Here is a 17,196-nt window from a genome sequence, read left to right as displayed (position 1 = left end):
ATATGCCCAAACGAATTCTGCAAGGTACCGTCACCAGCACCGCCAACGCACAGACCGTCACCGTGAAGGTCGAGCGTCGCTTCAAGCACCCCGTGCTGCAGAAGACAATCCGTAAGTCCAAGAAGTACCGGGCTCACGACGAAGCTGAGAAGTTTCAGGTTGGCGACTCCGTCCGCATCATCGAATGCGCGCCGAAGTCGAAGACGAAACGCTGGGAAGTCGTGGCTGAATAAGCCTCTGCCCACCAGTTTTACGAAACCCTGGGGGAAAGGCGTGAATGACGCCCCCCAAAGGTCGGGAGAAACCATATGATCCAGATGCAGACCAATCTGGATGTCGCTGACAACTCCGGCGCTCGCCGGGTGCAGTGCATCAAGGTCCTGGGTGGTTCCAAACGCAGATATGCGAGCGTCGGTGACGTTATCGTCGTCTCCGTCAAGGAAGCCATTCCGCGCGGCCGCGTGAAGAAAGGTGACGTCCGCAAGGCCGTCGTCGTGCGCACCGCCAAAGAAGTTCGCCGTGAAGACGGCACAGCAATCCGCTTTGACCGCAACGCCGCCGTGATCCTGAACAACGCAGGTGAGCCGGTCGGTACCCGTATCTTCGGGCCGGTTGTGCGCGAGCTGCGTGCCAAGAACTTCATGAAGATCATCTCGCTTGCTCCGGAGGTGCTGTAATGGCTGCTAAACTCCGCAAAGGCGACACTGTCGTCGTTTTGACCGGCAAGGACAAAGGCAAGCAGGGCACGATTACCCTGATTGACCCCAAGGCCGGCAAGGCTGTTGTCGATGGGCTGAACATGGCCATCCGTCACACCCGCCAGACCCAGGCCAGCCAGGGGGGCCGCGTGCCCAAGGCGATGCCTATCGCATTGTCGAACCTGTCTTTGGTTGACTCCAACGGCAAAGCAACCCGCGTTGGCTTCCGCATGGAAGGCGACAAGAAGGTCCGTTTTGCCAAGACCACGGGGGACGTGATCGATGCTTGATACTGCAACTTATACCCCGCGTCTGAAGGCGCAGTTCCGCGAGACCATCAAAGCGGCACTGAAGGAAGAGTTCGGCTACAAGAACGACATGCAGATCCCGGCGCTTGAGAAGATCGTGCTGAACATCGGCTGTGGTGCCGAGGCAGTGCGCGACTCCAAGAAGGCGAAATCGGCTCAGGAAGACCTGTCCGCGATTGCCGGCCAAAAGGCGATCGTCACGACGGCCAAGAAATCCATCGCGGGTTTCCGGGTTCGTGAAGAAATGCCCCTGGGTGCCAAGGTGACCCTGCGCGGTGACCGGATGTACGATTTCCTCGACCGTCTGATCACAATCGCAATGCCCCGTGTCCGCGACTTCCGCGGCGTGTCGGGCAAATCGTTCGATGGCCGCGGCAACTATGCCACGGGCCTCAAGGAACACATCGTCTTCCCCGAGATCGATTTCGACAAGGTGGACGAGACCTGGGGCATGGACATCGTGATCGTCACGACCGCGAAGACCGACGCGGAAGCCAAAGCGCTGTTGAAGCATTTCAACATGCCGTTCAACAGCTGAGGGGATCTGTATCATGGCAAAGAAAGCAATGATCGAACGCGAGAAGAAGCGCGAGCGTCTGGTGGCAAAATATGCCGCTAAGCGCGCCGAGCTGAAGGAAATCGCGAAAGACGAGTCGAAGCCGATGGAAGAGCGCTTCAAGGCCCGTCTCAAACTGGCGAAACTGCCGCGCAACAGCGCGCCGTCGCGTCTTCACAACCGCTGCCAGCTGACGGGGCGTCCGCACGCCTATTACCGTAAGCTGAAAGTCAGCCGTATCATGCTGCGTGAACTGGCCTCGAATGGTCAAGCGCCCGGCATGGTCAAGTCCAGCTGGTAAGGGAGGTTAGCAAATGAACGATCCTATCGGCGATATGCTGACCCGTATCCGTAACGCTCAGATGCGCGGCAAGTCCACTGTGGCGACCCCTGCTTCGAAGCTGCGGGCCTGGGTTCTCGACGTGCTGGCGGACGAAGGCTACATCCGCGGTTACGAGAAAACCACCGGCGCGGATGGCCACCCGGCCATCGAAATCAGCCTCAAATACTACGAAGGCACCCCCGTCATTCGCGAAATCAAGCGCGTTTCGACACCGGGCCGTCGTGTGTATCTGGGTGTTAAAGAGATCCCGCAGGTCCGTCAGGGTCTGGGTGTCTCGATTGTCTCCACCCCCAAGGGTGTGATGTCGGATGCAACAGCACGCAGCCAGAATGTTGGCGGCGAAGTGCTTTGCACGGTCTTCTAAGGAGTAGGCAATGTCTCGTATTGGCAAGAAACCGGTCGAGCTGCCCTCGGGTGTCACAGCATCCGTGTCCGGCCAGACCTTTGAAGTGAAGGGCCCGAAAGGGTCCCACAGCTTCACCGCAACCGACGACGTCACCATCGAGGTGCAGGACAATGTTGTCGCGGTTACCCCGCGTGGCAAGTCCAAGCGCGCGCGCCAGCAGTGGGGCATGAGCCGCACCATGGTTGCGAACCTCGTGCAGGGCGTGTCCGACGGCTTCAAGAAAGAGCTCGAAATTCAGGGTGTTGGTTACCGCGCCCAGATGCAGGGCAACGTGCTGAAGCTGAACCTCGGTCTGTCGCATGACGTCGATTTTGCTGTGCCGGAGGGTGTCACCGTGACTGCCCCGAAGCCCACGCAGATCGTCATCGAGGGTACTGACGCACAGCTCGTCGGTCAGGTCGCAGCGAACATCCGCGAATGGCGCAAGCCCGAGCCGTATAAAGGCAAGGGTATCCGCTACAAGGGTGAATTCATCTTCCGTAAGGAAGGCAAGAAGAAGTAAGGACGCACAAGATGGCAAACAGCAAAAGAACCCTGTTTCTGAAGCGCCGCCTGCGCGTTCGGAACAAACTTCGCAAGGTCAACGCCGGTCGGCCGCGGCTGAGCGTGCATCGCTCGAACAAGAACATCAGCGTTCAGCTGATCGACGATGTGAACGGCGTGACCCTGGCTTCCGCCTCCTCGCTGGAGAAGGATCTGGGCGTGACCGGCAAGAACAACGTGGAGGCCGCCGCAAAGGTGGGCGCCGCGATTGCCGAGCGTGCCAAGAAGGCCGGCGTCGAAGAAGCCTATTTCGATCGTGGCGGTTTTCTGTTCCACGGCAAGGTAAAGGCCCTCGCCGATGCTGCCCGTGAAGGTGGCTTGAAGATCTAAGCGCAGAGCGCCCCGGGCCAGACCCGGGGCCTCTCGATGATCCGGGTTCCGGATGCGTTTCGGAACACCAGGATTGCAACAATCTGGGGCGCGATGTCGCGCCTGAAGGAAAGGACGCCGAATGGCAAGAGATACCAACCGTGGCGGCAACCGTCGTCAACAGCGTGAAGAAGCCCCCGAATTTGCAGACCGCCTGGTCGCGATCAACCGGGTTTCCAAGACTGTGAAGGGCGGCAAGCGTTTCGGCTTTGCAGCACTCGTGGTCGTGGGTGACCAAAAGGGCCGGGTCGGTTTCGGCAAGGGCAAGGCCAAAGAGGTCCCCGAGGCGATCCGCAAGGCAACCGAGCAGGCGAAGCGCAAGATGATCCGCGTGCCGCTGCGCGAAGGCCGCACTCTGCACCACGACATCGAAGGTCGTCATGGCGCGGGCAAGGTTGTCATGCGTACCGCACCTCAGGGTACCGGGATCATCGCAGGTGGTCCGATGCGTGCCGTTTTCGAGATGCTGGGTGTTCAGGACGTCGTCGCAAAGTCGATCGGCTCGCAGAACCCCTACAACATGATCCGCGCCACGCTGGAGGGTCTCGGAAAAGAGGCAAGCCCGCGCTCCGTGGCTCAGCGTCGTGGCAAGAAGGTCGCCGATATTCTGCCCAAGCGTGAAGACGCCCCGCAGGACAGCGCCCAAGTGGCCGAAGAAGCGTAAGGAAGCAGGAACATGGCAAAAACCATCGTTGTAAAGCAGATCGGCTCGCCGATCCGTCGCCCTGAGATCCAGCGCAAGACGCTGATCGGTCTGGGCCTCAACAAGATGCACAAGACCCGCGAGCTGGAGGATACTCCATCCGTGCGTGGCATGATCGCCAAGATCCCCCACATGGTCGAGATCATCGAAGAGCGCGACTGACACGCGCCGGGATCTTCCCGATTGACAAGAATTACGCCCCTCGGTTCCGCCGGGGGGCGTTTTTCTTGCCGAGTTCTTTCTTCCCGATTGCCGTTCGCGGTGGCTGGTCTATCTTTCAATCATCCAAAGGGAGAATTCTAACATGACACAGACACGCAGAGCCTTTCTGGTCACCGCGGCCGCAACTGCCGGGGCAATCACGGTGTTGCCATATGCGGCCCGCGCGGCATCGCATTCGGGCGATATGTTCGAAACACCGGGCGGCGCCATTTCGGTCCATCCGGTCAGCCACGCTTCGGTCGTGCTGGAGACGCCCGCCGGCACCATCTATGTCGACCCGGTTGGGGATCCGGCGCAATATGCCAACCTTCCATCCGCGGATCTTATCCTGATCACGCATGAGCACGGCGATCACTACAACGCTGAAACCCTCGCAGCCCTGATGGGGGATGATACCGTCTTGATCACCAACCCCGCTGTGCAGGGGATGCTGCCCGAAGATCTGGCCGGCCGCGCACAGGCCATCGGAAACGGCGATGCGGCCGGGTTCAATGGTGTGGGGATCGATGCAATCCCTGCCTACAACACGACAGAGGACCGCCTAAACTTCCATCCCCAGGGGCGCGACAACGGCTATGTGCTCAGCTTCGAAGGTTTCCGCGTCTACCTCTCCGGCGACACCGAGGACATCCCCGAAATGCGCGCCTTGGAGAATATCGATCTGGCTTTTGTCTGCATGAACCTGCCCTTCACCATGGACGCGGCAGCAGCGGCGGACGCGGTCAAGGAATTCGGGCCGACCTATGTCTACCCTTACCACTATCGTGGCCGGGATAACGGCACCCAGGATCCGGAGGAATTCGCCAGCCTCGTCGGGGATGCCGCCGAAGTGAAAATGGGCGGCTGGTACGAAGAAAACGAGGCCTGATCTCAGGTCGCGATGCTGACAGTTGTGCCCACCGGCCCCCGCCCTGAGCGGGGGCCTTTTGGACTGCCGGTCTTGACGGGCAACTCCGCTCTTGATCGCAGATCGAGGGATCGCTATACGCGCCCGGTGGCCCAGTACGGGCTGCGACTCGATGAAATCATACGCCGTGTTCGGCCGCTCCCGTCGCTGGGGGCCGCATCCGGCAAAGGAGAAGCGACATGAAACTGCACGAACTGCGCGATAACGATGGCGCAACCAAGCGCAAGAAGCGCGTCGGCCGCGGCCCCGGCTCCGGTCTGGGTAAAATGGGTGGCCGTGGTATCAAAGGTCAGAAATCCCGTTCGGGTGTGGCGATCAAGGGCTACGAAGGCGGCCAGATGCCGCTCTACCAGCGCCTGCCAAAGCGCGGCTTCAACAAGCCGAACCGTAAATCCTACGCGGTCATCAACCTGGGCCTGATCCAGAAATTCGTCGAAGCGGGCAAGCTTGATGCCGGCAACGCCATCACCGAAGACGCGCTGATCGCGTCCGGTCTGGTGCGCCGCAAGCTGGACGGCATCCGCGTTCTGGCAAAGGGCGAAGTGACCTCCAAGCTGACCCTCGAAGTCACCGGTGCCTCCAAGGCAGCGGTTGAGGCGGTCGAGAAGGCTGGTGGCTCGCTGAAGGTCACGACTGCGCAAGCTGCCGAATAAGAGGTTGTGAGCGGACGCCAGTCCGCTTACATAACCCTGAGTTTTCCAAACGCCGCCCATGAGCCGGAAAACGGCCCGGGCGGCGTTTTCACTATAGAGAGACCCTCATGGTATCTGCAGCAGAACAAATGGCCGCGAATACAAGCTGGGCGGCGTTGGGCAAGGCGACAGACCTGCGCAATCGCATCCTGTTCACGCTTGGCCTACTGATCGTCTATCGCCTTGGCACCTATATCCCCGTTCCGGGCATTGACGGGCTGGCGCTTCGTGAATTCATGGAGCAGGCGCAGCAGGGTATCGGGGGGATCCTCACGATGTTCACCGGCGGCGCCCTGGGCCGCATGGGCATCTTCGCGCTGGGGATCATGCCGTATATCTCGGCCTCGATCATCATTCAGCTGCTCTCTTCGATGGTTCCGGCGCTGGAACAGATCAAGAAAGAGGGTGAGCAGGGCCGCAAGAAGATCAACCAGTACACGCGCTACGGCACGGTGATTCTGGCGACCTTCCAGGCCTACGGTCTGGCAGCCTCGCTGGAAGCAGGCGATCTTGTGACCGATCCGGGCCTCTTCTTCCGTGCCTCCTGCGTCATCACGCTGGTTGGGGGCACCATGTTCCTGATGTGGCTGGGTGAGCAGATCACCGCACGCGGCATCGGCAACGGTATCTCTCTGATCATCTTCGTGGGCATCATTGCAGAAGTTCCGGCCGCTCTGGCTCAGTTCTTTGCCTCCGGTCGCTCCGGCGCGATCAGCCCGGCCGTCATCATCGGCGTTATCCTGATGGTCATCGCAGTGATCATGTTCGTGGTCTTCATGGAACGTGCCTTGCGCAAGATCCATATCCAGTACCCGCGCCGTCAGGTCGGTATGAAGGTCATGGAAGGCCAGTCCAGCCACCTGCCGGTCAAGGTCAACCCAGCGGGCGTTATCCCGGCGATTTTCGCCTCTTCGCTGCTGCTGTTGCCCACCACGATCGCAACATTCTCTGGCTCTGATGCCGGGCCGGTCATGTCGACGATCCTGGCCTATTTCGGCCCCGGCCAGCCGCTCTACCTGCTGTTCTTCGCCTCGATGATCGTGTTCTTCGCGTATTTCTATACGTTCAACGTGTCGTTCAAGCCCGATGAAGTGGCGGACAACCTGAAGAACCAGAACGGTTTTGTCCCTGGAATTCGTCCGGGCAAGAAAACTGCCGAATATCTTGAATATGTCGTCAACCGCGTGCTGGTTCTTGGCTCTGCCTACCTTGCTGCGGTCTGCCTTCTGCCCGAGATCCTGCGCGGCCAGTTCGCCATCCCGTTCTACTTCGGCGGTACATCGGTTCTGATTGTGGTCTCGGTCACGATGGACACGATCCAGCAGGTGCAAAGCCATCTTCTGGCGCACCAATACGAAGGTCTTATTCAGAAATCGCAGTTGCGCGGTAAAGGAAGTAAGAAGCGAAACAAACGGGGGCCCGCGCGTCGATGAACATCATTCTTCTTGGACCGCCCGGGGCGGGCAAAGGCACTCAGGCGCGGATGCTCGTCGACGAGCGTAACATGATCCAGCTGTCGACTGGCGACATGCTGCGCGAGGCCAAGGATAGTGGAACCGAAATGGGCAAGATCGTGGCCGACGTCATGGCGCGCGGCGATCTTGTGACCGATGAAATCGTCATCGGCCTGATCCGTGAGAAGCTGGACGGCGACAAGGCGGGCGGGTTCATCTTTGATGGCTTTCCCCGGACGCTGGCCCAGGCCGATGCGTTGGGCGAATTGCTGCAAAGCGCAGGCGAGACGCTGGATGCCGTTATCGAGATGGAAGTGGATGATGCCGCGCTGGTCGCACGTATCACCGCCCGTTCGACTTGCGGCGACTGCGGCGAGGTCTACAACGACCAGACGAAGCCTTGGCCCGCAGATGGCAAATGCGCCAATTGCGGTGGTACCAACCAGAAGCGCCGCGCTGACGACAATGAGGACAGCCTCAAGCAGCGCCTGATGGAATACTACAAGAAGACATCCCCGCTGATCGGCTATTACTATGCCAAGGGCCAGCTGACAAAGGTCAATGGTTTGGGCGAGATTTCCGAGGTCAAGGCAGCGATTGACGAAGCGCTGGCAGGTTAAGGTCTTCTTAGCTTCACAAATGTATTTCCCTATGCATGTGCGCCTTGGCGCTCGGCATATTGGAGTACGTGAATGCTTGGAAATCGGTTTTTATGTGAATTTACAGTTGGCGAAGCCATTGGGCAGCTGATCATTTGGTTGATACTTAGTATCGTAACCTTTGGGTTGGCACTCTTCGTTTTGCCATACTATTTTCTCAAGGCTCCTATGAACCGCACCTATGTGTTGGATCGCGAGGGATACAAGATTGCACGGGTGTCGGTTGAGGTGGCCTTTGTGGACATTCTGGGCCATGCTCTTGTTTGGCTGTTGCTTACGATCGTGACGTTTGGGCTCGCATATCTGATCTATTGGCCAGCGGTCATCAAACGTCTCTTGAACGCTGTCGAGCTAAAGCAACTGTAGGTTAACAACAAAGCTCTTGACAGGGGTTGACGGCGCTTCGGTGCGCCAATAGACAGCGCTATCTCGCGTTCATCGCGCGATTCCCCCTGTGGGATACACCATATCGAATTCAGCTGTGGCCCGGACAATCGTCGTCCGGGCTTCCGTTGTGAAAAAAGGTTCTGGAGCTACGGAACCGCAACGAAAAGGAAAGTGACACGTGGCACGTATAGCCGGCGTTAACATCCCGACCCATAAACGGGTCCCTATCGCCCTGACATATATCACCGGAATCGGTCATTCCTCGGCCAAGGCCATCTGCGAAGCCGTCAACATCGACGCGACACGCCGTGTCAACGAGCTGTCTGACGCCGAAGTACTGGCTGTGCGCGAGCATATCGACGCCAACTACTCCGTCGAAGGTGACCTGCGCCGCGAGACGCAGATGAACATCAAGCGCCTGATGGACCTTGGTTGCTACCGTGGCCTGCGTCATCGCCGCAATCTCCCCGTTCGCGGTCAGCGGACCCATACCAACGCACGCACGCGCAAAGGCCCCGCAAAGGCCATTGCCGGCAAGAAGAAGTAAGGGAGATCAGCAGATATGGCACGTGATACCCGTCGCACGAAGAAGAAGGTCTCCAAGAACATCGCCACTGGCGTTGCGCATGTGAACTCTTCCTTCAACAACACCAAGATCCTGATCTCTGACGTTCAGGGTAACGCCATTGCATGGTCCTCGGCCGGCACTTGTGGCTTCAAAGGCTCGCGTAAATCGACGCCTTATGCCGCTCAGATGGCTGCCGAAGACGCAGGCAAGAAGGCGCAGGAACACGGTGTGAAGACGCTGGAAGTCGAAGTTCAGGGCCCCGGTGGCGGTCGTGAATCCGCACTTCGCGCGCTCGCCGCGGTTGGCTTCAACATCACTTCGATCCGTGATGTGACCCCGATGGCGCATAACGGCTGCCGTCCTCCGAAGCGCCGCCGCGTCTGATCGATATTACTCATTGTCGGGGCCTTGCCAGGTGCAGGGCCCCGTATCGTCGTTTGAAACCTCGGGCGTTTGCCTTTTAGGACATGGAAGGCAGACAGGAATGGAGGGACGCATGATCCACAAGAACTGGGCTGAGCTGATCAAGCCCACACAACTGGACGTAAAACCGGGCAATGACCCGATGCGCCAGGCAACAGTCGTGGCCGAACCGCTTGAACGCGGATTTGGTCTGACGCTGGGCAACGCTCTGCGCCGTGTTTTGATGTCGTCGCTTCAGGGCGCCGCGATCACTTCCGTGCAGATCGACAATGTCCTGCATGAATTTTCGTCCGTCGCCGGTGTGCGCGAGGATGTTACCGACATCGTTCTGAACCTCAAGGGCGTTTCCCTGCGCATGGAAGTCGAAGGGCCCAAGCGCCTGTCGATCAACGCCAAGGGTCCAGGTGTCGTCACTGCCGGGGATATCTCTGACAGCGCGGGCATCGAGGTTCTGAACAAGGAACACGTGATCTGTCACCTCGACGATGGCGCGGACCTGTTCATGGAACTGACCGTGAATACGGGCAAAGGCTATGTCGCAGCGGACAAGAACAAGCCCGAGGATGCGCCTATCGGCCTGATCCCGATCGATGCGATCTATTCGCCGGTCAAGAAGGTCAGCTATGACGTGCAGCCCACCCGTGAGGGCCAGGTGCTGGACTATGACAAGCTGACGTTGAAGATTGAAACCGATGGCTCGATCCCGCCGGATGATGCCGTGGCCTTTGCTGCGCGCATCGTTCAGGATCAGCTGTCGATCTTCGTGAACTTCGACGAGCCGGAATCGGCTGGCCGCCAGGACGAAGATGACGGGCTGGAATTCAACCCGCTGCTTCTGAAGAAGGTCGACGAGCTGGAACTGTCCGTGCGTTCGGCAAACTGCCTGAAGAACGACAATATCGTGTATATCGGCGATCTGATCCAGAAAACCGAAGCAGAGATGCTGCGCACACCGAACTTCGGCCGCAAGTCCCTGAACGAGATCAAGGAAGTGCTGTCGGGCATGGGTCTGCACCTTGGCATGGATGTCGAGGACTGGCCGCCGGACAATATCGAAGACCTGGCTAAAAAGCTGGAAGATACTTTTTAAGCTAGCTAATGGATTGTGGGTGTCCGATTTTTATCGGGCACCCCATTTTTGTTGGAGGTCCCCCAGTATGATTGTTGGCAATGACTGGATCTGGTTGCATGTGCCAAAATGCGCGGGTTCAGCGACGGAAAAAGTGCTCCGACAGCTATATTCCAAAGATCCGACATTTAAATTCGACGAAATCAACCCTCCGGGACGTACGCCGCCCCAGGTCAAAAAGCCACGCATGGCCTTTGCCTCGCGTGACGCCGCCACCTCCGAACGGGGAGTCGGCCGCCACAATCCAGTGATCTGGCATCAATCAATCGCCCAACGTCGGGAATTGGATTCCTCTTTCGATGCGGGGTCACGGCGTGTGTTCGGGAACATTCGTCGGCTTCCATCGTGGATCTTGTCGCGCGTTCATTTCGAAGTTCAACGCTCTGATGCGGGCGGAGTGGTGACGCGTGGCATGCTGGTTCGAGGGAAATACCGAAACAGGCCTGTGAAAGGTCAGAAGCTGGGGCGGCCCGTGAAGGCTGATGCGACGATAGGAAAGTTCGCGTCCGAGGTCACGGACTGGATTCGCTCCGAAAACTTGATCGATGATTTATCAGCCTTGATCGGTGTCGATGCTGCGCGTGTGCCCTTGGCAAAGAGCCAAGTAAATCGCGGTCGGATCGACTATATTCGCGATCTTAACTTTTGGTTCTGTCAAGAAGAGATCGATTTAATGTACGCGGAGAATCCGATCTGGGCTGACTTGGAAAAGCGAGTCTACGGCGACTTGCTGCGCCTAGATGACTAGATTGGGAAGCAGGGTTTACCCTGGTTTTCAACGCGTGTAATGAAGCGGTTCAGGGCGAATTCTCGCCCCAAGGTGAGTCCCTGACACGCATCGGGGACCGGACAAAGCAAAGCCGCCCGTAGAGGGCAATTAGGAGTTAGAAATATGCGTCACGCAAGAGGTTACCGCCGCCTGAACCGTACCCATGAGCACCGCAAGGCGCTGTGGGCGAACATGGCCGGCTCGCTCATCGAACATGAGCAGATCAAGACCACCCTGCCCAAGGCCAAGGAACTGCGCCCGATCGTTGAGAAGCTGATCACGCTTGGCAAACGTGGCGATCTGCACGCCCGCCGTCTGGCTGCATCGCAGCTCAAGCAGGACAAGTACGTTGCCAAGCTTTTTGAAGTGCTTGGCCCGCGCTTTGCTGACCGCAAGGGTGGCTATATCCGCATCATGAAAGCCGGTTTCCGTTACGGTGACATGGCGCCGATGGCGATCATCGAATTTGTCGACCGCGATGTCGATGCGAAGGGTGCAGCCGACAAGGCCCGCCTGGAAGCCGCGGAAGCAGCAGACGAGTAAAGCGCTTTTCTCAAGCCGAAAGCAAAAGGTCTCGCAGGAAACTGCGAGGCCTTTTTCCGTTGTGGCATGGCATGCCTTCTGGCATTCGCGACGTCCTGATCATTCTGACCCTCTACATTTTCAGCTGGCCAGCCATTTCAGGTACGGTGGCGCGCCTGCATTTTGTCTGGCTGAACAGTGGGGCTGACGCCTTGCCGTGGGTGGATCAACGCTACGCGGATCATCCCTTGCTGACGGCGCTGCATCTGGTGCCTGGCCTATTGTTCTTTGCCATCGCGCCCTTGCAGTTCTGGCCAGCTTTGCGACGCAATCGCCGCCTCCATCGTTGGCTGGGCCGGGCTTTCATTCTTGTCCGGGATAGGTGTTCTGTGGATGGTGGTGGTCTTCCCGGCAGTTGGAGGACTACTCACCCAAGTCGTCACCTTCGTAATTGTGGGAGGCATGTTGGGCTTCATGGCGCATGCGTGGCGCGCGATCCGTGCGCGGCGCCTGGCCGCGCATCGGGCTGCCATCATCCGCGCCTATGCCCTTGCTCTGTCGGTATCCACCGCGCGGATTTTTATCGATCTGGCCGCATGGCTGTGGAGCACACCATTTCTGGACAGTTTCGTTATTGCGTCAGCGCTTGGCGTCGGCGTCAATGTGGCGGTGGCCGAGGTTATTCTGCGCCGACCAAGCCTTTGGCTTTCCGGCGCATGTGGCGTTCGTAAATGATCCGGGCAACGACATGTTCGTACCCCCAGTCGAGAAGCTGAAACAGCCCGGGTAACCGTGCGATCTTTGCCAGAATTCTGTAGCGCGGCATCTGCGACCAGAGCACCAGAAACGCGTCAAACCCTTTGTAGAGTTTGCCATCATGAATGACATGCAGCAGCCGCGTGGCGGCCTCTTCGGTCACACCCCAATGCGACAGATCAATCTTGTTGAGATCGTCAAAGGCGATCGGCAGCGCGGTCTCTTCGGAATAGGCGGCATAGGCACACATTTCCGAATTGCACACTGGGCAATCGCCATTATAGAGCGCGCGGGTCTTTGGGGCTTGGGTCATCTGGGGCGCCTCCTTTCCCTTATATTTAGGCCGCGCCCTGCGGGGCGGGTAGGGGCGAAGCGTCGCAGCGAGGGTGCCTCAAGGCTTGCATCGGGCGTCCCGCGCAGACATATGCTGTGTCACCTCAGGCCCGGGAAACTGGAAAGGGTTGCATGGCGGATCTGTTCGACAGTTCTTTGGAACACGCGGTGCCGAGCGGGCCGCGCCCCTTGGCCGACAGGTTGCGGCCGCAGACGCTTGCCGAGGTGATCGGTCAGGAGCATGTGCTGGGGCCGGAGGCGCCTTTGGGGGTCATGCTCGACTCCGGGACGCTGTCCTCGCTGATATTCTGGGGGCCGCCGGGCGTGGGCAAGACCACCATCGCGCGGCTTCTGGCGGGCGAGACGGATCTGCACTTTGTCCAGATAAGCGCTATTTTCTCGGGTGTTGCGGATCTGAAGAAGGTGTTCGAGGCAGCAAAGCACCGGCGGGCAAACGGGCAGGGGACGCTGCTTTTCGTGGACGAGATCCACCGGTTCAACAAGGCGCAGCAGGACGGGTTTCTGCCGCATATGGAGGATGGGACGATCCTTCTGGTTGGGGCGACGACGGAGAACCCTTCGTTCGAGCTGAATGCCGCCTTGATGTCCCGCAGCCAAGTGCTTGTTCTGCAACGCCTTTCCCTTGCGGATCTGGAACGTCTGGCGCAACGGGCCGAGAAAGAGCTGAGCAAGGCCTTGCCGCTGACGGGCGAGGCGCGCGAGCAGCTGCTGGAAATGGCCGACGGGGACGGGCGCGCCCTGCTGAACCTGGTCGAGCAGGTGATGGCGTGGAAGATTGAAAAACCGCTTGATACCAAAGGGTTGAGCGAACGTCTGATGCGGCGCGCGGCGCAGTATGACAAATCCGGTGACGCGCATTACAACCTGATTTCCGCGCTGCACAAATCCGTTCGGGGATCGGACCCGGATGCGGCGCTTTACTGGTATGCGCGGATGCTGGAAGGGGGGGAAGATCCCCGGTATCTGGCGCGGCGGATCACCCGGATGGCGGTGGAGGATATTGGTCTGGCAGACCCGCAGGCGCAGGCTATGTGTCTGGAATCGTGGGAGACTTTTGAACGCCTTGGCAGCCCGGAGGGGGAGCTGGCGATCGCCCAGGCCTTGGTCTATATCGCGCTCGCGCCCAAATCCAACGCGGTTTACAACGCCTATAAGGCGGCGCGGCGGGCGGCGGCCAGAACGGGCAGCGAACCTCCCCCGAAGCATATTCTGAACGCGCCAACAAAGCTTATGAAATCAGAGGGTTATGGGGACGGATACGCCTATGACCACGATCAGGAAGACGCGTTTTCCGGGCAGGATTACTTTCCTGAAACCATGGGCCGGACCGAATTCTATGCGCCCGTTGAACGCGGGTTCGAGCGGGAACTGAAAAAGCGCACCGAGTATTTCGCAAAGCTGCGCGCACGCCGTAACGCGACCTGAGTTTGGGGCCTTTTGTGCTTTTTGTACGCTGAATATGTACGAATGCCCCCGGACCCCGCGAAACCCCTTGTCCGCTTGACAAGAGAGGCCACAGGCGCGACAGGTCCGGCATGTTTTTCACAATCCTTCAAGTCGCCCTTGGCGGGGCCATCGGCGCCAGCGCGCGCTATCTGACCGGGGTCGGCATTCTGCGGGTCTTTGGGCAGATGGGATTCCCGCTGGGCGTGATCACCGTCAATGTTCTGGGCTCTTTCATCATGGGGGCGTTCGTCGTCTTTGCGGCCAACAAGGGGCTGACCCATTGGGCGCCATTCGTGATGACCGGCATGCTGGGCGGCTTCACCACTTTTTCATCCTTTTCGCTGGAGACCGTGACGCTGATCGAACGGGGCGCATTCGGGCTGGCGACGCTTTACGTGCTGTTGTCGGTGGGTCTTTCGATTGGCGGGCTTATGCTGGGGATGGTTGCAACGCGTGGGGTATTCGCATGAGCCAGGTTCAGATTGTCACCATCGGGGCGGATGACGCCGATCAGCGGCTGGATCGCTGGTTGCGGCGCATGTTCCCGCATGTCCAGCAGGGGCGCATCGAAAAGATGTGCCGCAAGGGAGAGCTGCGCGTCGATGGCGGGCGGGTGAAGGCCAACACCCGGCTGCTGGAGGGCCAGGAGGTCCGCATTCCGCCGATTCCGGCAGAGGATCACAAGCCCGCGCCGGTGCGCACCCAGATCACGCCCGCGGATGAGGAGATGATCCAGGGCACGGTTCTGTACCGCGACGACCATATCATCGCGATCAACAAACCGCCGGGCCTGCCGACGCAGGGTGGCAGCGGGCAGGGCACGCGGCATGTTGATGCGCTGTCGGCGGCGCTGACCTTTGGCTTTGACGAAAAGCCGCGTCTGGTGCACCGGCTGGACAAGGACACATCCGGTGTTCTGCTTCTGGCGCGCACCCGGCCCATGGCCAAGGCGCTGACAGAGGCGATCCGCCACAGGCTGACGCACAAGATCTACTGGGCGCTGGTTGCGGGCGTGCCGACACCCTATCTGGGCGAGATCCGTTTTGGCCTTGTGAAGGCGCGCGGGCATGGCGCGCGGGGCGAGGGCGAAAAGATGATCTGCGTGCATCCGCAAGAGATCAACGCCACGCCCGGCGCACAGCGCGCCCATACGCTGTATGCGACGCTTTACCGGGTGGCGGGGCGTGCGTCCTGGGTGGCGATGGAGCCCATCACGGGCCGGACGCATCAGCTGCGCGCGCATATGGCCGAGATCGGGCATCCGATCATTGGTGACGGCAAATATGGCGGGTCCGGGCAGGACAACCTTGGCGATGGCTGGGGCGCGCAGCTGGGCGGCGTGATCTCTAAAAAGCTGCACCTGCATGCGCGGTCGCTGAGCTTTCAGCATCCCGTGACGGGCAAGGAGATCATTGTCACAGCCCCCCTGCCGCCGCATATGAAGCAAAGCTGGGACACGTTCGGCTGGACCGAAGACCTGGCAGATACGGACCCGTTCGAGAGCCTGCGATGACTGACGCGCCCAAACTGATCATTTTCGATGTCGACGGCACGCTGGTCGACAGTCAGGCCGATATCGTGGCCTCGATGGCCGCAGCCTTTGCCGAGGCGGGGCTGCCTGCGCCCGCGCGCGCCGATGTGCTGGGCATCATCGGGCTGTCGCTGGACAACGCCATTGGCAAGCTGGCACCGGAGGTCGATGCCGAGGTGCTGTCGCGCATGGTGGCCTGTTACAAGGATGCCTATGTGGCGCTGCGGGCGCGCGACGGCGCCGAGGTGACATCGCCGCTTTACCCCGGTGTGCGGGCGATGCTGGACCGGTTGAAGGCGCGCGACGACGTGTTGCTGGGCGTGGCCACGGGCAAATCGCGGCGCGGGCTTGATGCGCTGCTGGACGGGCATGGGCTGCGCGGGGTTTTCGTGACCGAGCAGGTGTCGGATTTTCATCCCTCAAAGCCGCATCCATCGATGTTGCAGGCCTGTCTGGACGAGACCGGCGCGCTGCCCGAAGAGGCGGCGATGGTGGGCGACACCACCTATGACATGGATATGGCGCGGGCGGCCCGGATCGGGTCTGTCGGTGTCAGCTGGGGGTATCACCCGGTGGCGCGCCTGCAGGCCGATGTGGTGATCGACACGATCGAGGCTCTGCCCGGCGCGCTTGGCCGGATCTGGGAGGGGTGGACATGAGCGGACGGTCGCTGCCACGGTTCTGGAAAGAGGCCGCGATGCGCGAGGTCGAGGGCGGCTTTGCCGTGGTGCTGGACGATCGCCCGGTCAAGACCCCGGCCAAGGCGCCGCTTGTGGTGCCCACCGCGTCCTTGGCGCAGGCCATCGCGCAGGAATGGGATGCGCAGGGCGACCGCGTCGATCCGCTGAGCATGCCGGTGACGCGCGGGGCCAATGCCGCCATCGACAAGGTCTCTGTGCAGCATGCAGAGGTTGCAGAGATGCTGATTGCCTATGGCGACAGCGATCTTCTGTGCTACCGCGCCGACAGCCCGATGGAGCTGGTGGCGCGGCAGGCCGAGGGGTGGGACCCGCTGCTGGACTGGGCCGCCGCGCGCTATGAGGCCCGGCTGCATCCGCGCGTGGGCGTGATGCATGCGCCGCAAGACGCGGCCGCGCTGGAGCGCCTGGGCGCCGAGGTGCGCGCGATGACGGCATTCGAGCTCGCGGCGTTTCACGATCTCGTGTCGATTTCGGGCTCTTTGGTGCTGGCGCTGGCCGTCGCAGAGGGGCATCTGAGTGCCGACCAGGGCTGGTCGCTGTCGCGCATCGACGAGACCTGGCAGCAGGATCAATGGGGCGAAGATGACGAAGCCGTCGAAATGGCGGAGAAAAAGCGGGTTGAGTTTCTGCGGGCGCATGTGTTTTTGGGGCTCTGCCGTGTTTGAGCCGCTGATTTTGCGGGAATACGCAGATTGGGGCGACGCATCTTTGGGCAAACGGTAATTCGTAGAGAGTTGTCTTGACCTTGGA

Annotated in this window: 27 protein-coding genes; 26 read left to right on the top strand and 1 reads right to left on the bottom strand. The window is 60.0% G+C overall.

The annotated features are described in order from the left end of the window. Positions 1–2 precede the first annotated feature (2 nt). The 21 genes from rpsQ to EDD52_RS14895 all read left to right on the top strand — a co-directional run bounded on the left by rpsQ (position 3) and on the right by EDD52_RS14895 (position 12,393). Positions 3–233, top strand: coding sequence for a 30S ribosomal protein S17 (gene rpsQ, locus EDD52_RS14995; RefSeq protein WP_084352031.1), 231 nt, complete (start codon positions 3–5; stop codon positions 231–233). A 75-nt stretch (positions 234–308) separates the two neighbouring features. Next, entirely contained in the window at positions 309–677 is a 369-nt protein-coding gene (gene rplN / locus EDD52_RS14990) for a 50S ribosomal protein L14 (protein WP_132246395.1), read from the top strand. Then, positions 677–988 (top strand): 50S ribosomal protein L24, encoded by a 312-nt coding sequence (rplX, locus tag EDD52_RS14985; protein ID WP_132246393.1) that lies wholly within the window; start codon positions 677–679, stop codon positions 986–988. The genes rplN and rplX overlap by 1 nt, the downstream gene beginning before the upstream one ends. Next, complete coding sequence (gene rplE / locus EDD52_RS14980; protein WP_132246391.1) at positions 981–1,544, top strand: 50S ribosomal protein L5; 564 nt, start codon at positions 981–983, stop codon at positions 1,542–1,544. The genes rplX and rplE overlap by 8 nt, the downstream gene beginning before the upstream one ends. A 13-nt stretch (positions 1,545–1,557) precedes the next feature. After that, positions 1,558–1,863, top strand: coding sequence for a 30S ribosomal protein S14 (gene rpsN, locus EDD52_RS14975; protein ID WP_132246389.1), 306 nt, complete (start codon positions 1,558–1,560; stop codon positions 1,861–1,863). Positions 1,864–1,876: 13 nt separating this feature from the next. Continuing rightward, on the top strand, positions 1,877–2,269 hold the full coding sequence (gene rpsH / locus EDD52_RS14970; RefSeq protein ID WP_132246387.1) for a 30S ribosomal protein S8: 393 nt from the start codon (positions 1,877–1,879) through the stop codon (positions 2,267–2,269). A 10-nt stretch (positions 2,270–2,279) separates the two neighbouring features. Beyond that, the gene (rplF, locus tag EDD52_RS14965) at positions 2,280–2,813 is read left to right on the top strand and encodes a 50S ribosomal protein L6 (protein WP_132246385.1); all 534 of its coding nucleotides are present in this window, start codon (positions 2,280–2,282) and stop codon (positions 2,811–2,813) included. Positions 2,814–2,824: 11 nt separating this feature from the next. Further along, positions 2,825–3,184: a 50S ribosomal protein L18 gene (gene rplR, locus EDD52_RS14960; RefSeq protein WP_132246383.1), complete on the top strand. Its 360-nt coding sequence runs from the start codon at positions 2,825–2,827 to the stop codon at positions 3,182–3,184. Between the two features lie 121 nt (positions 3,185–3,305). Next, positions 3,306–3,887 (top strand): 30S ribosomal protein S5, encoded by a 582-nt coding sequence (gene rpsE / locus EDD52_RS14955; RefSeq protein ID WP_132246381.1) that lies wholly within the window; start codon positions 3,306–3,308, stop codon positions 3,885–3,887. Positions 3,888–3,899: 12 nt separating this feature from the next. Next, entirely contained in the window at positions 3,900–4,088 is a 189-nt protein-coding gene (gene rpmD / locus EDD52_RS14950; protein ID WP_132246379.1) for a 50S ribosomal protein L30, read from the top strand. Positions 4,089–4,230: 142 nt separating this feature from the next. Next, complete coding sequence (locus EDD52_RS14945) at positions 4,231–5,016, top strand: MBL fold metallo-hydrolase (RefSeq protein WP_132246377.1); 786 nt, start codon at positions 4,231–4,233, stop codon at positions 5,014–5,016. A 218-nt stretch (positions 5,017–5,234) separates the two neighbouring features. Further along, positions 5,235–5,708, top strand: coding sequence for a 50S ribosomal protein L15 (rplO, locus tag EDD52_RS14940; protein WP_132246375.1), 474 nt, complete (start codon positions 5,235–5,237; stop codon positions 5,706–5,708). Between the two features lie 107 nt (positions 5,709–5,815). Then, positions 5,816–7,180 carry a preprotein translocase subunit SecY gene (secY, locus tag EDD52_RS14935; RefSeq protein WP_132246373.1) on the top strand — a complete coding sequence of 455 codons (1,365 nt, stop codon included), beginning with the start codon at positions 5,816–5,818 and terminating at the stop codon, positions 7,178–7,180. Next, positions 7,177–7,821: an adenylate kinase gene (locus tag EDD52_RS14930; protein ID WP_132246371.1), complete on the top strand. Its 645-nt coding sequence runs from the start codon at positions 7,177–7,179 to the stop codon at positions 7,819–7,821. Before secY ends, EDD52_RS14930 begins: the two co-directional genes overlap by 4 nt. Before the next feature lie 72 nt (positions 7,822–7,893). Beyond that, positions 7,894–8,226: a DUF6693 family protein gene (locus EDD52_RS14925; RefSeq protein ID WP_132246369.1), complete on the top strand. Its 333-nt coding sequence runs from the start codon at positions 7,894–7,896 to the stop codon at positions 8,224–8,226. A 199-nt stretch (positions 8,227–8,425) separates the two neighbouring features. Then, positions 8,426–8,794 (top strand): 30S ribosomal protein S13, encoded by a 369-nt coding sequence (rpsM, locus tag EDD52_RS14920; protein ID WP_132246367.1) that lies wholly within the window; start codon positions 8,426–8,428, stop codon positions 8,792–8,794. A 15-nt stretch (positions 8,795–8,809) separates the two neighbouring features. Then, the gene (rpsK, locus tag EDD52_RS14915; protein WP_132246365.1) at positions 8,810–9,199 is read left to right on the top strand and encodes a 30S ribosomal protein S11; all 390 of its coding nucleotides are present in this window, start codon (positions 8,810–8,812) and stop codon (positions 9,197–9,199) included. Between the two features lie 112 nt (positions 9,200–9,311). Next, the gene (locus tag EDD52_RS14910) at positions 9,312–10,328 is read left to right on the top strand and encodes a DNA-directed RNA polymerase subunit alpha (RefSeq protein WP_132246363.1); all 1,017 of its coding nucleotides are present in this window, start codon (positions 9,312–9,314) and stop codon (positions 10,326–10,328) included. Between the two features lie 67 nt (positions 10,329–10,395). Beyond that, positions 10,396–11,115, top strand: a complete 720-nt coding sequence (locus tag EDD52_RS14905) for a hypothetical protein (RefSeq protein ID WP_132246361.1) — start codon at positions 10,396–10,398, stop codon at positions 11,113–11,115. Positions 11,116–11,259: 144 nt separating this feature from the next. After that, positions 11,260–11,679, top strand: coding sequence for a 50S ribosomal protein L17 (gene rplQ / locus EDD52_RS14900; protein WP_132246359.1), 420 nt, complete (start codon positions 11,260–11,262; stop codon positions 11,677–11,679). Between the two features lie 348 nt (positions 11,680–12,027). Further along, positions 12,028–12,393: a DUF2306 domain-containing protein gene (locus EDD52_RS14895; RefSeq protein WP_132246357.1), complete on the top strand. Its 366-nt coding sequence runs from the start codon at positions 12,028–12,030 to the stop codon at positions 12,391–12,393. On the opposite strand, the gene EDD52_RS14890 is transcribed toward EDD52_RS14895, so the two are convergent. Beyond that, positions 12,338–12,727, bottom strand: a complete 390-nt coding sequence (locus tag EDD52_RS14890; protein ID WP_132246355.1) for a thiol-disulfide oxidoreductase DCC family protein — start codon at positions 12,725–12,727, stop codon at positions 12,338–12,340. The genes EDD52_RS14895 and EDD52_RS14890 overlap by 56 nt on opposite strands. A gap of 152 nt (positions 12,728–12,879) precedes the next feature. Here EDD52_RS14890 and EDD52_RS14885 point away from each other — a divergent pair, with 152 nt between their 5' ends. The 5 genes from EDD52_RS14885 (at position 12,880) to EDD52_RS14865 (ending at position 17,111) form a co-directional block, all read left to right on the top strand. Next, positions 12,880–14,193, top strand: coding sequence for a replication-associated recombination protein A (locus EDD52_RS14885; protein WP_132246353.1), 1,314 nt, complete (start codon positions 12,880–12,882; stop codon positions 14,191–14,193). Between the two features lie 110 nt (positions 14,194–14,303). Beyond that, a complete protein-coding gene (crcB, locus tag EDD52_RS14880; RefSeq protein ID WP_132246351.1) occupies positions 14,304–14,684 on the top strand; it encodes a fluoride efflux transporter CrcB in 381 nt (126 codons plus the stop codon). Next, the gene (locus EDD52_RS14875) at positions 14,681–15,727 is read left to right on the top strand and encodes an RluA family pseudouridine synthase (protein WP_132246349.1); all 1,047 of its coding nucleotides are present in this window, start codon (positions 14,681–14,683) and stop codon (positions 15,725–15,727) included. Before crcB ends, EDD52_RS14875 begins: the two co-directional genes overlap by 4 nt. Then, complete coding sequence (locus tag EDD52_RS14870; RefSeq protein ID WP_132246347.1) at positions 15,724–16,404, top strand: HAD-IA family hydrolase; 681 nt, start codon at positions 15,724–15,726, stop codon at positions 16,402–16,404. Before EDD52_RS14875 ends, EDD52_RS14870 begins: the two co-directional genes overlap by 4 nt. After that, entirely contained in the window at positions 16,401–17,111 is a 711-nt protein-coding gene (locus EDD52_RS14865; protein WP_132246345.1) for an ATP12 family chaperone protein, read from the top strand. The genes EDD52_RS14870 and EDD52_RS14865 overlap by 4 nt, the downstream gene beginning before the upstream one ends. Positions 17,112–17,196 lie beyond the last annotated feature (85 nt).

It is taken from the genome of Primorskyibacter sedentarius, from assembly GCF_004342065.1.
GTDB classification, from domain to species: domain Bacteria; phylum Pseudomonadota; class Alphaproteobacteria; order Rhodobacterales; family Rhodobacteraceae; genus Primorskyibacter; species Primorskyibacter sedentarius.
The sequence above is the reverse complement of the archived record's forward strand: the minus strand, read 5'-3'. Positions and strand labels throughout refer to the sequence as shown.

Coding starts and splice junctions, on each gene's coding strand:
- EDD52_RS14875 (WP_132246349.1), top strand. CDS start 14,681: ATGAGCCAGGTTCAGATTGTCACCATCGGGGCGGATGACGCCGATCAG.
- EDD52_RS14865 (WP_132246345.1), top strand. CDS start 16,401: ATGAGCGGACGGTCGCTGCCACGGTTCTGGAAAGAGGCCGCGATGCGC.
- rpsN (WP_132246389.1), top strand. CDS start 1,558: ATGGCAAAGAAAGCAATGATCGAACGCGAGAAGAAGCGCGAGCGTCTG.
- EDD52_RS14890 (WP_132246355.1), bottom strand. CDS start 12,727: ATGACCCAAGCCCCAAAGACCCGCGCGCTCTATAATGGCGATTGCCCA.
- rpsE (WP_132246381.1), top strand. CDS start 3,306: ATGGCAAGAGATACCAACCGTGGCGGCAACCGTCGTCAACAGCGTGAA.
- rplQ (WP_132246359.1), top strand. CDS start 11,260: ATGCGTCACGCAAGAGGTTACCGCCGCCTGAACCGTACCCATGAGCAC.
- rpsK (WP_132246365.1), top strand. CDS start 8,810: ATGGCACGTGATACCCGTCGCACGAAGAAGAAGGTCTCCAAGAACATC.
- secY (WP_132246373.1), top strand. CDS start 5,816: ATGGTATCTGCAGCAGAACAAATGGCCGCGAATACAAGCTGGGCGGCG.
- rpmD (WP_132246379.1), top strand. CDS start 3,900: ATGGCAAAAACCATCGTTGTAAAGCAGATCGGCTCGCCGATCCGTCGC.
- EDD52_RS14885 (WP_132246353.1), top strand. CDS start 12,880: ATGGCGGATCTGTTCGACAGTTCTTTGGAACACGCGGTGCCGAGCGGG.
- EDD52_RS14930 (WP_132246371.1), top strand. CDS start 7,177: ATGAACATCATTCTTCTTGGACCGCCCGGGGCGGGCAAAGGCACTCAG.
- EDD52_RS14945 (WP_132246377.1), top strand. CDS start 4,231: ATGACACAGACACGCAGAGCCTTTCTGGTCACCGCGGCCGCAACTGCC.
- EDD52_RS14910 (WP_132246363.1), top strand. CDS start 9,312: ATGATCCACAAGAACTGGGCTGAGCTGATCAAGCCCACACAACTGGAC.
- rplO (WP_132246375.1), top strand. CDS start 5,235: ATGAAACTGCACGAACTGCGCGATAACGATGGCGCAACCAAGCGCAAG.
- EDD52_RS14925 (WP_132246369.1), top strand. CDS start 7,894: ATGCTTGGAAATCGGTTTTTATGTGAATTTACAGTTGGCGAAGCCATT.
- rpsQ (WP_084352031.1), top strand. CDS start 3: ATGCCCAAACGAATTCTGCAAGGTACCGTCACCAGCACCGCCAACGCA.
- rplN (WP_132246395.1), top strand. CDS start 309: ATGATCCAGATGCAGACCAATCTGGATGTCGCTGACAACTCCGGCGCT.
- rplF (WP_132246385.1), top strand. CDS start 2,280: ATGTCTCGTATTGGCAAGAAACCGGTCGAGCTGCCCTCGGGTGTCACA.
- EDD52_RS14905 (WP_132246361.1), top strand. CDS start 10,396: ATGATTGTTGGCAATGACTGGATCTGGTTGCATGTGCCAAAATGCGCG.
- rplE (WP_132246391.1), top strand. CDS start 981: ATGCTTGATACTGCAACTTATACCCCGCGTCTGAAGGCGCAGTTCCGC.
- rplR (WP_132246383.1), top strand. CDS start 2,825: ATGGCAAACAGCAAAAGAACCCTGTTTCTGAAGCGCCGCCTGCGCGTT.
- crcB (WP_132246351.1), top strand. CDS start 14,304: ATGTTTTTCACAATCCTTCAAGTCGCCCTTGGCGGGGCCATCGGCGCC.
- rpsH (WP_132246387.1), top strand. CDS start 1,877: ATGAACGATCCTATCGGCGATATGCTGACCCGTATCCGTAACGCTCAG.
- EDD52_RS14870 (WP_132246347.1), top strand. CDS start 15,724: ATGACTGACGCGCCCAAACTGATCATTTTCGATGTCGACGGCACGCTG.
- rplX (WP_132246393.1), top strand. CDS start 677: ATGGCTGCTAAACTCCGCAAAGGCGACACTGTCGTCGTTTTGACCGGC.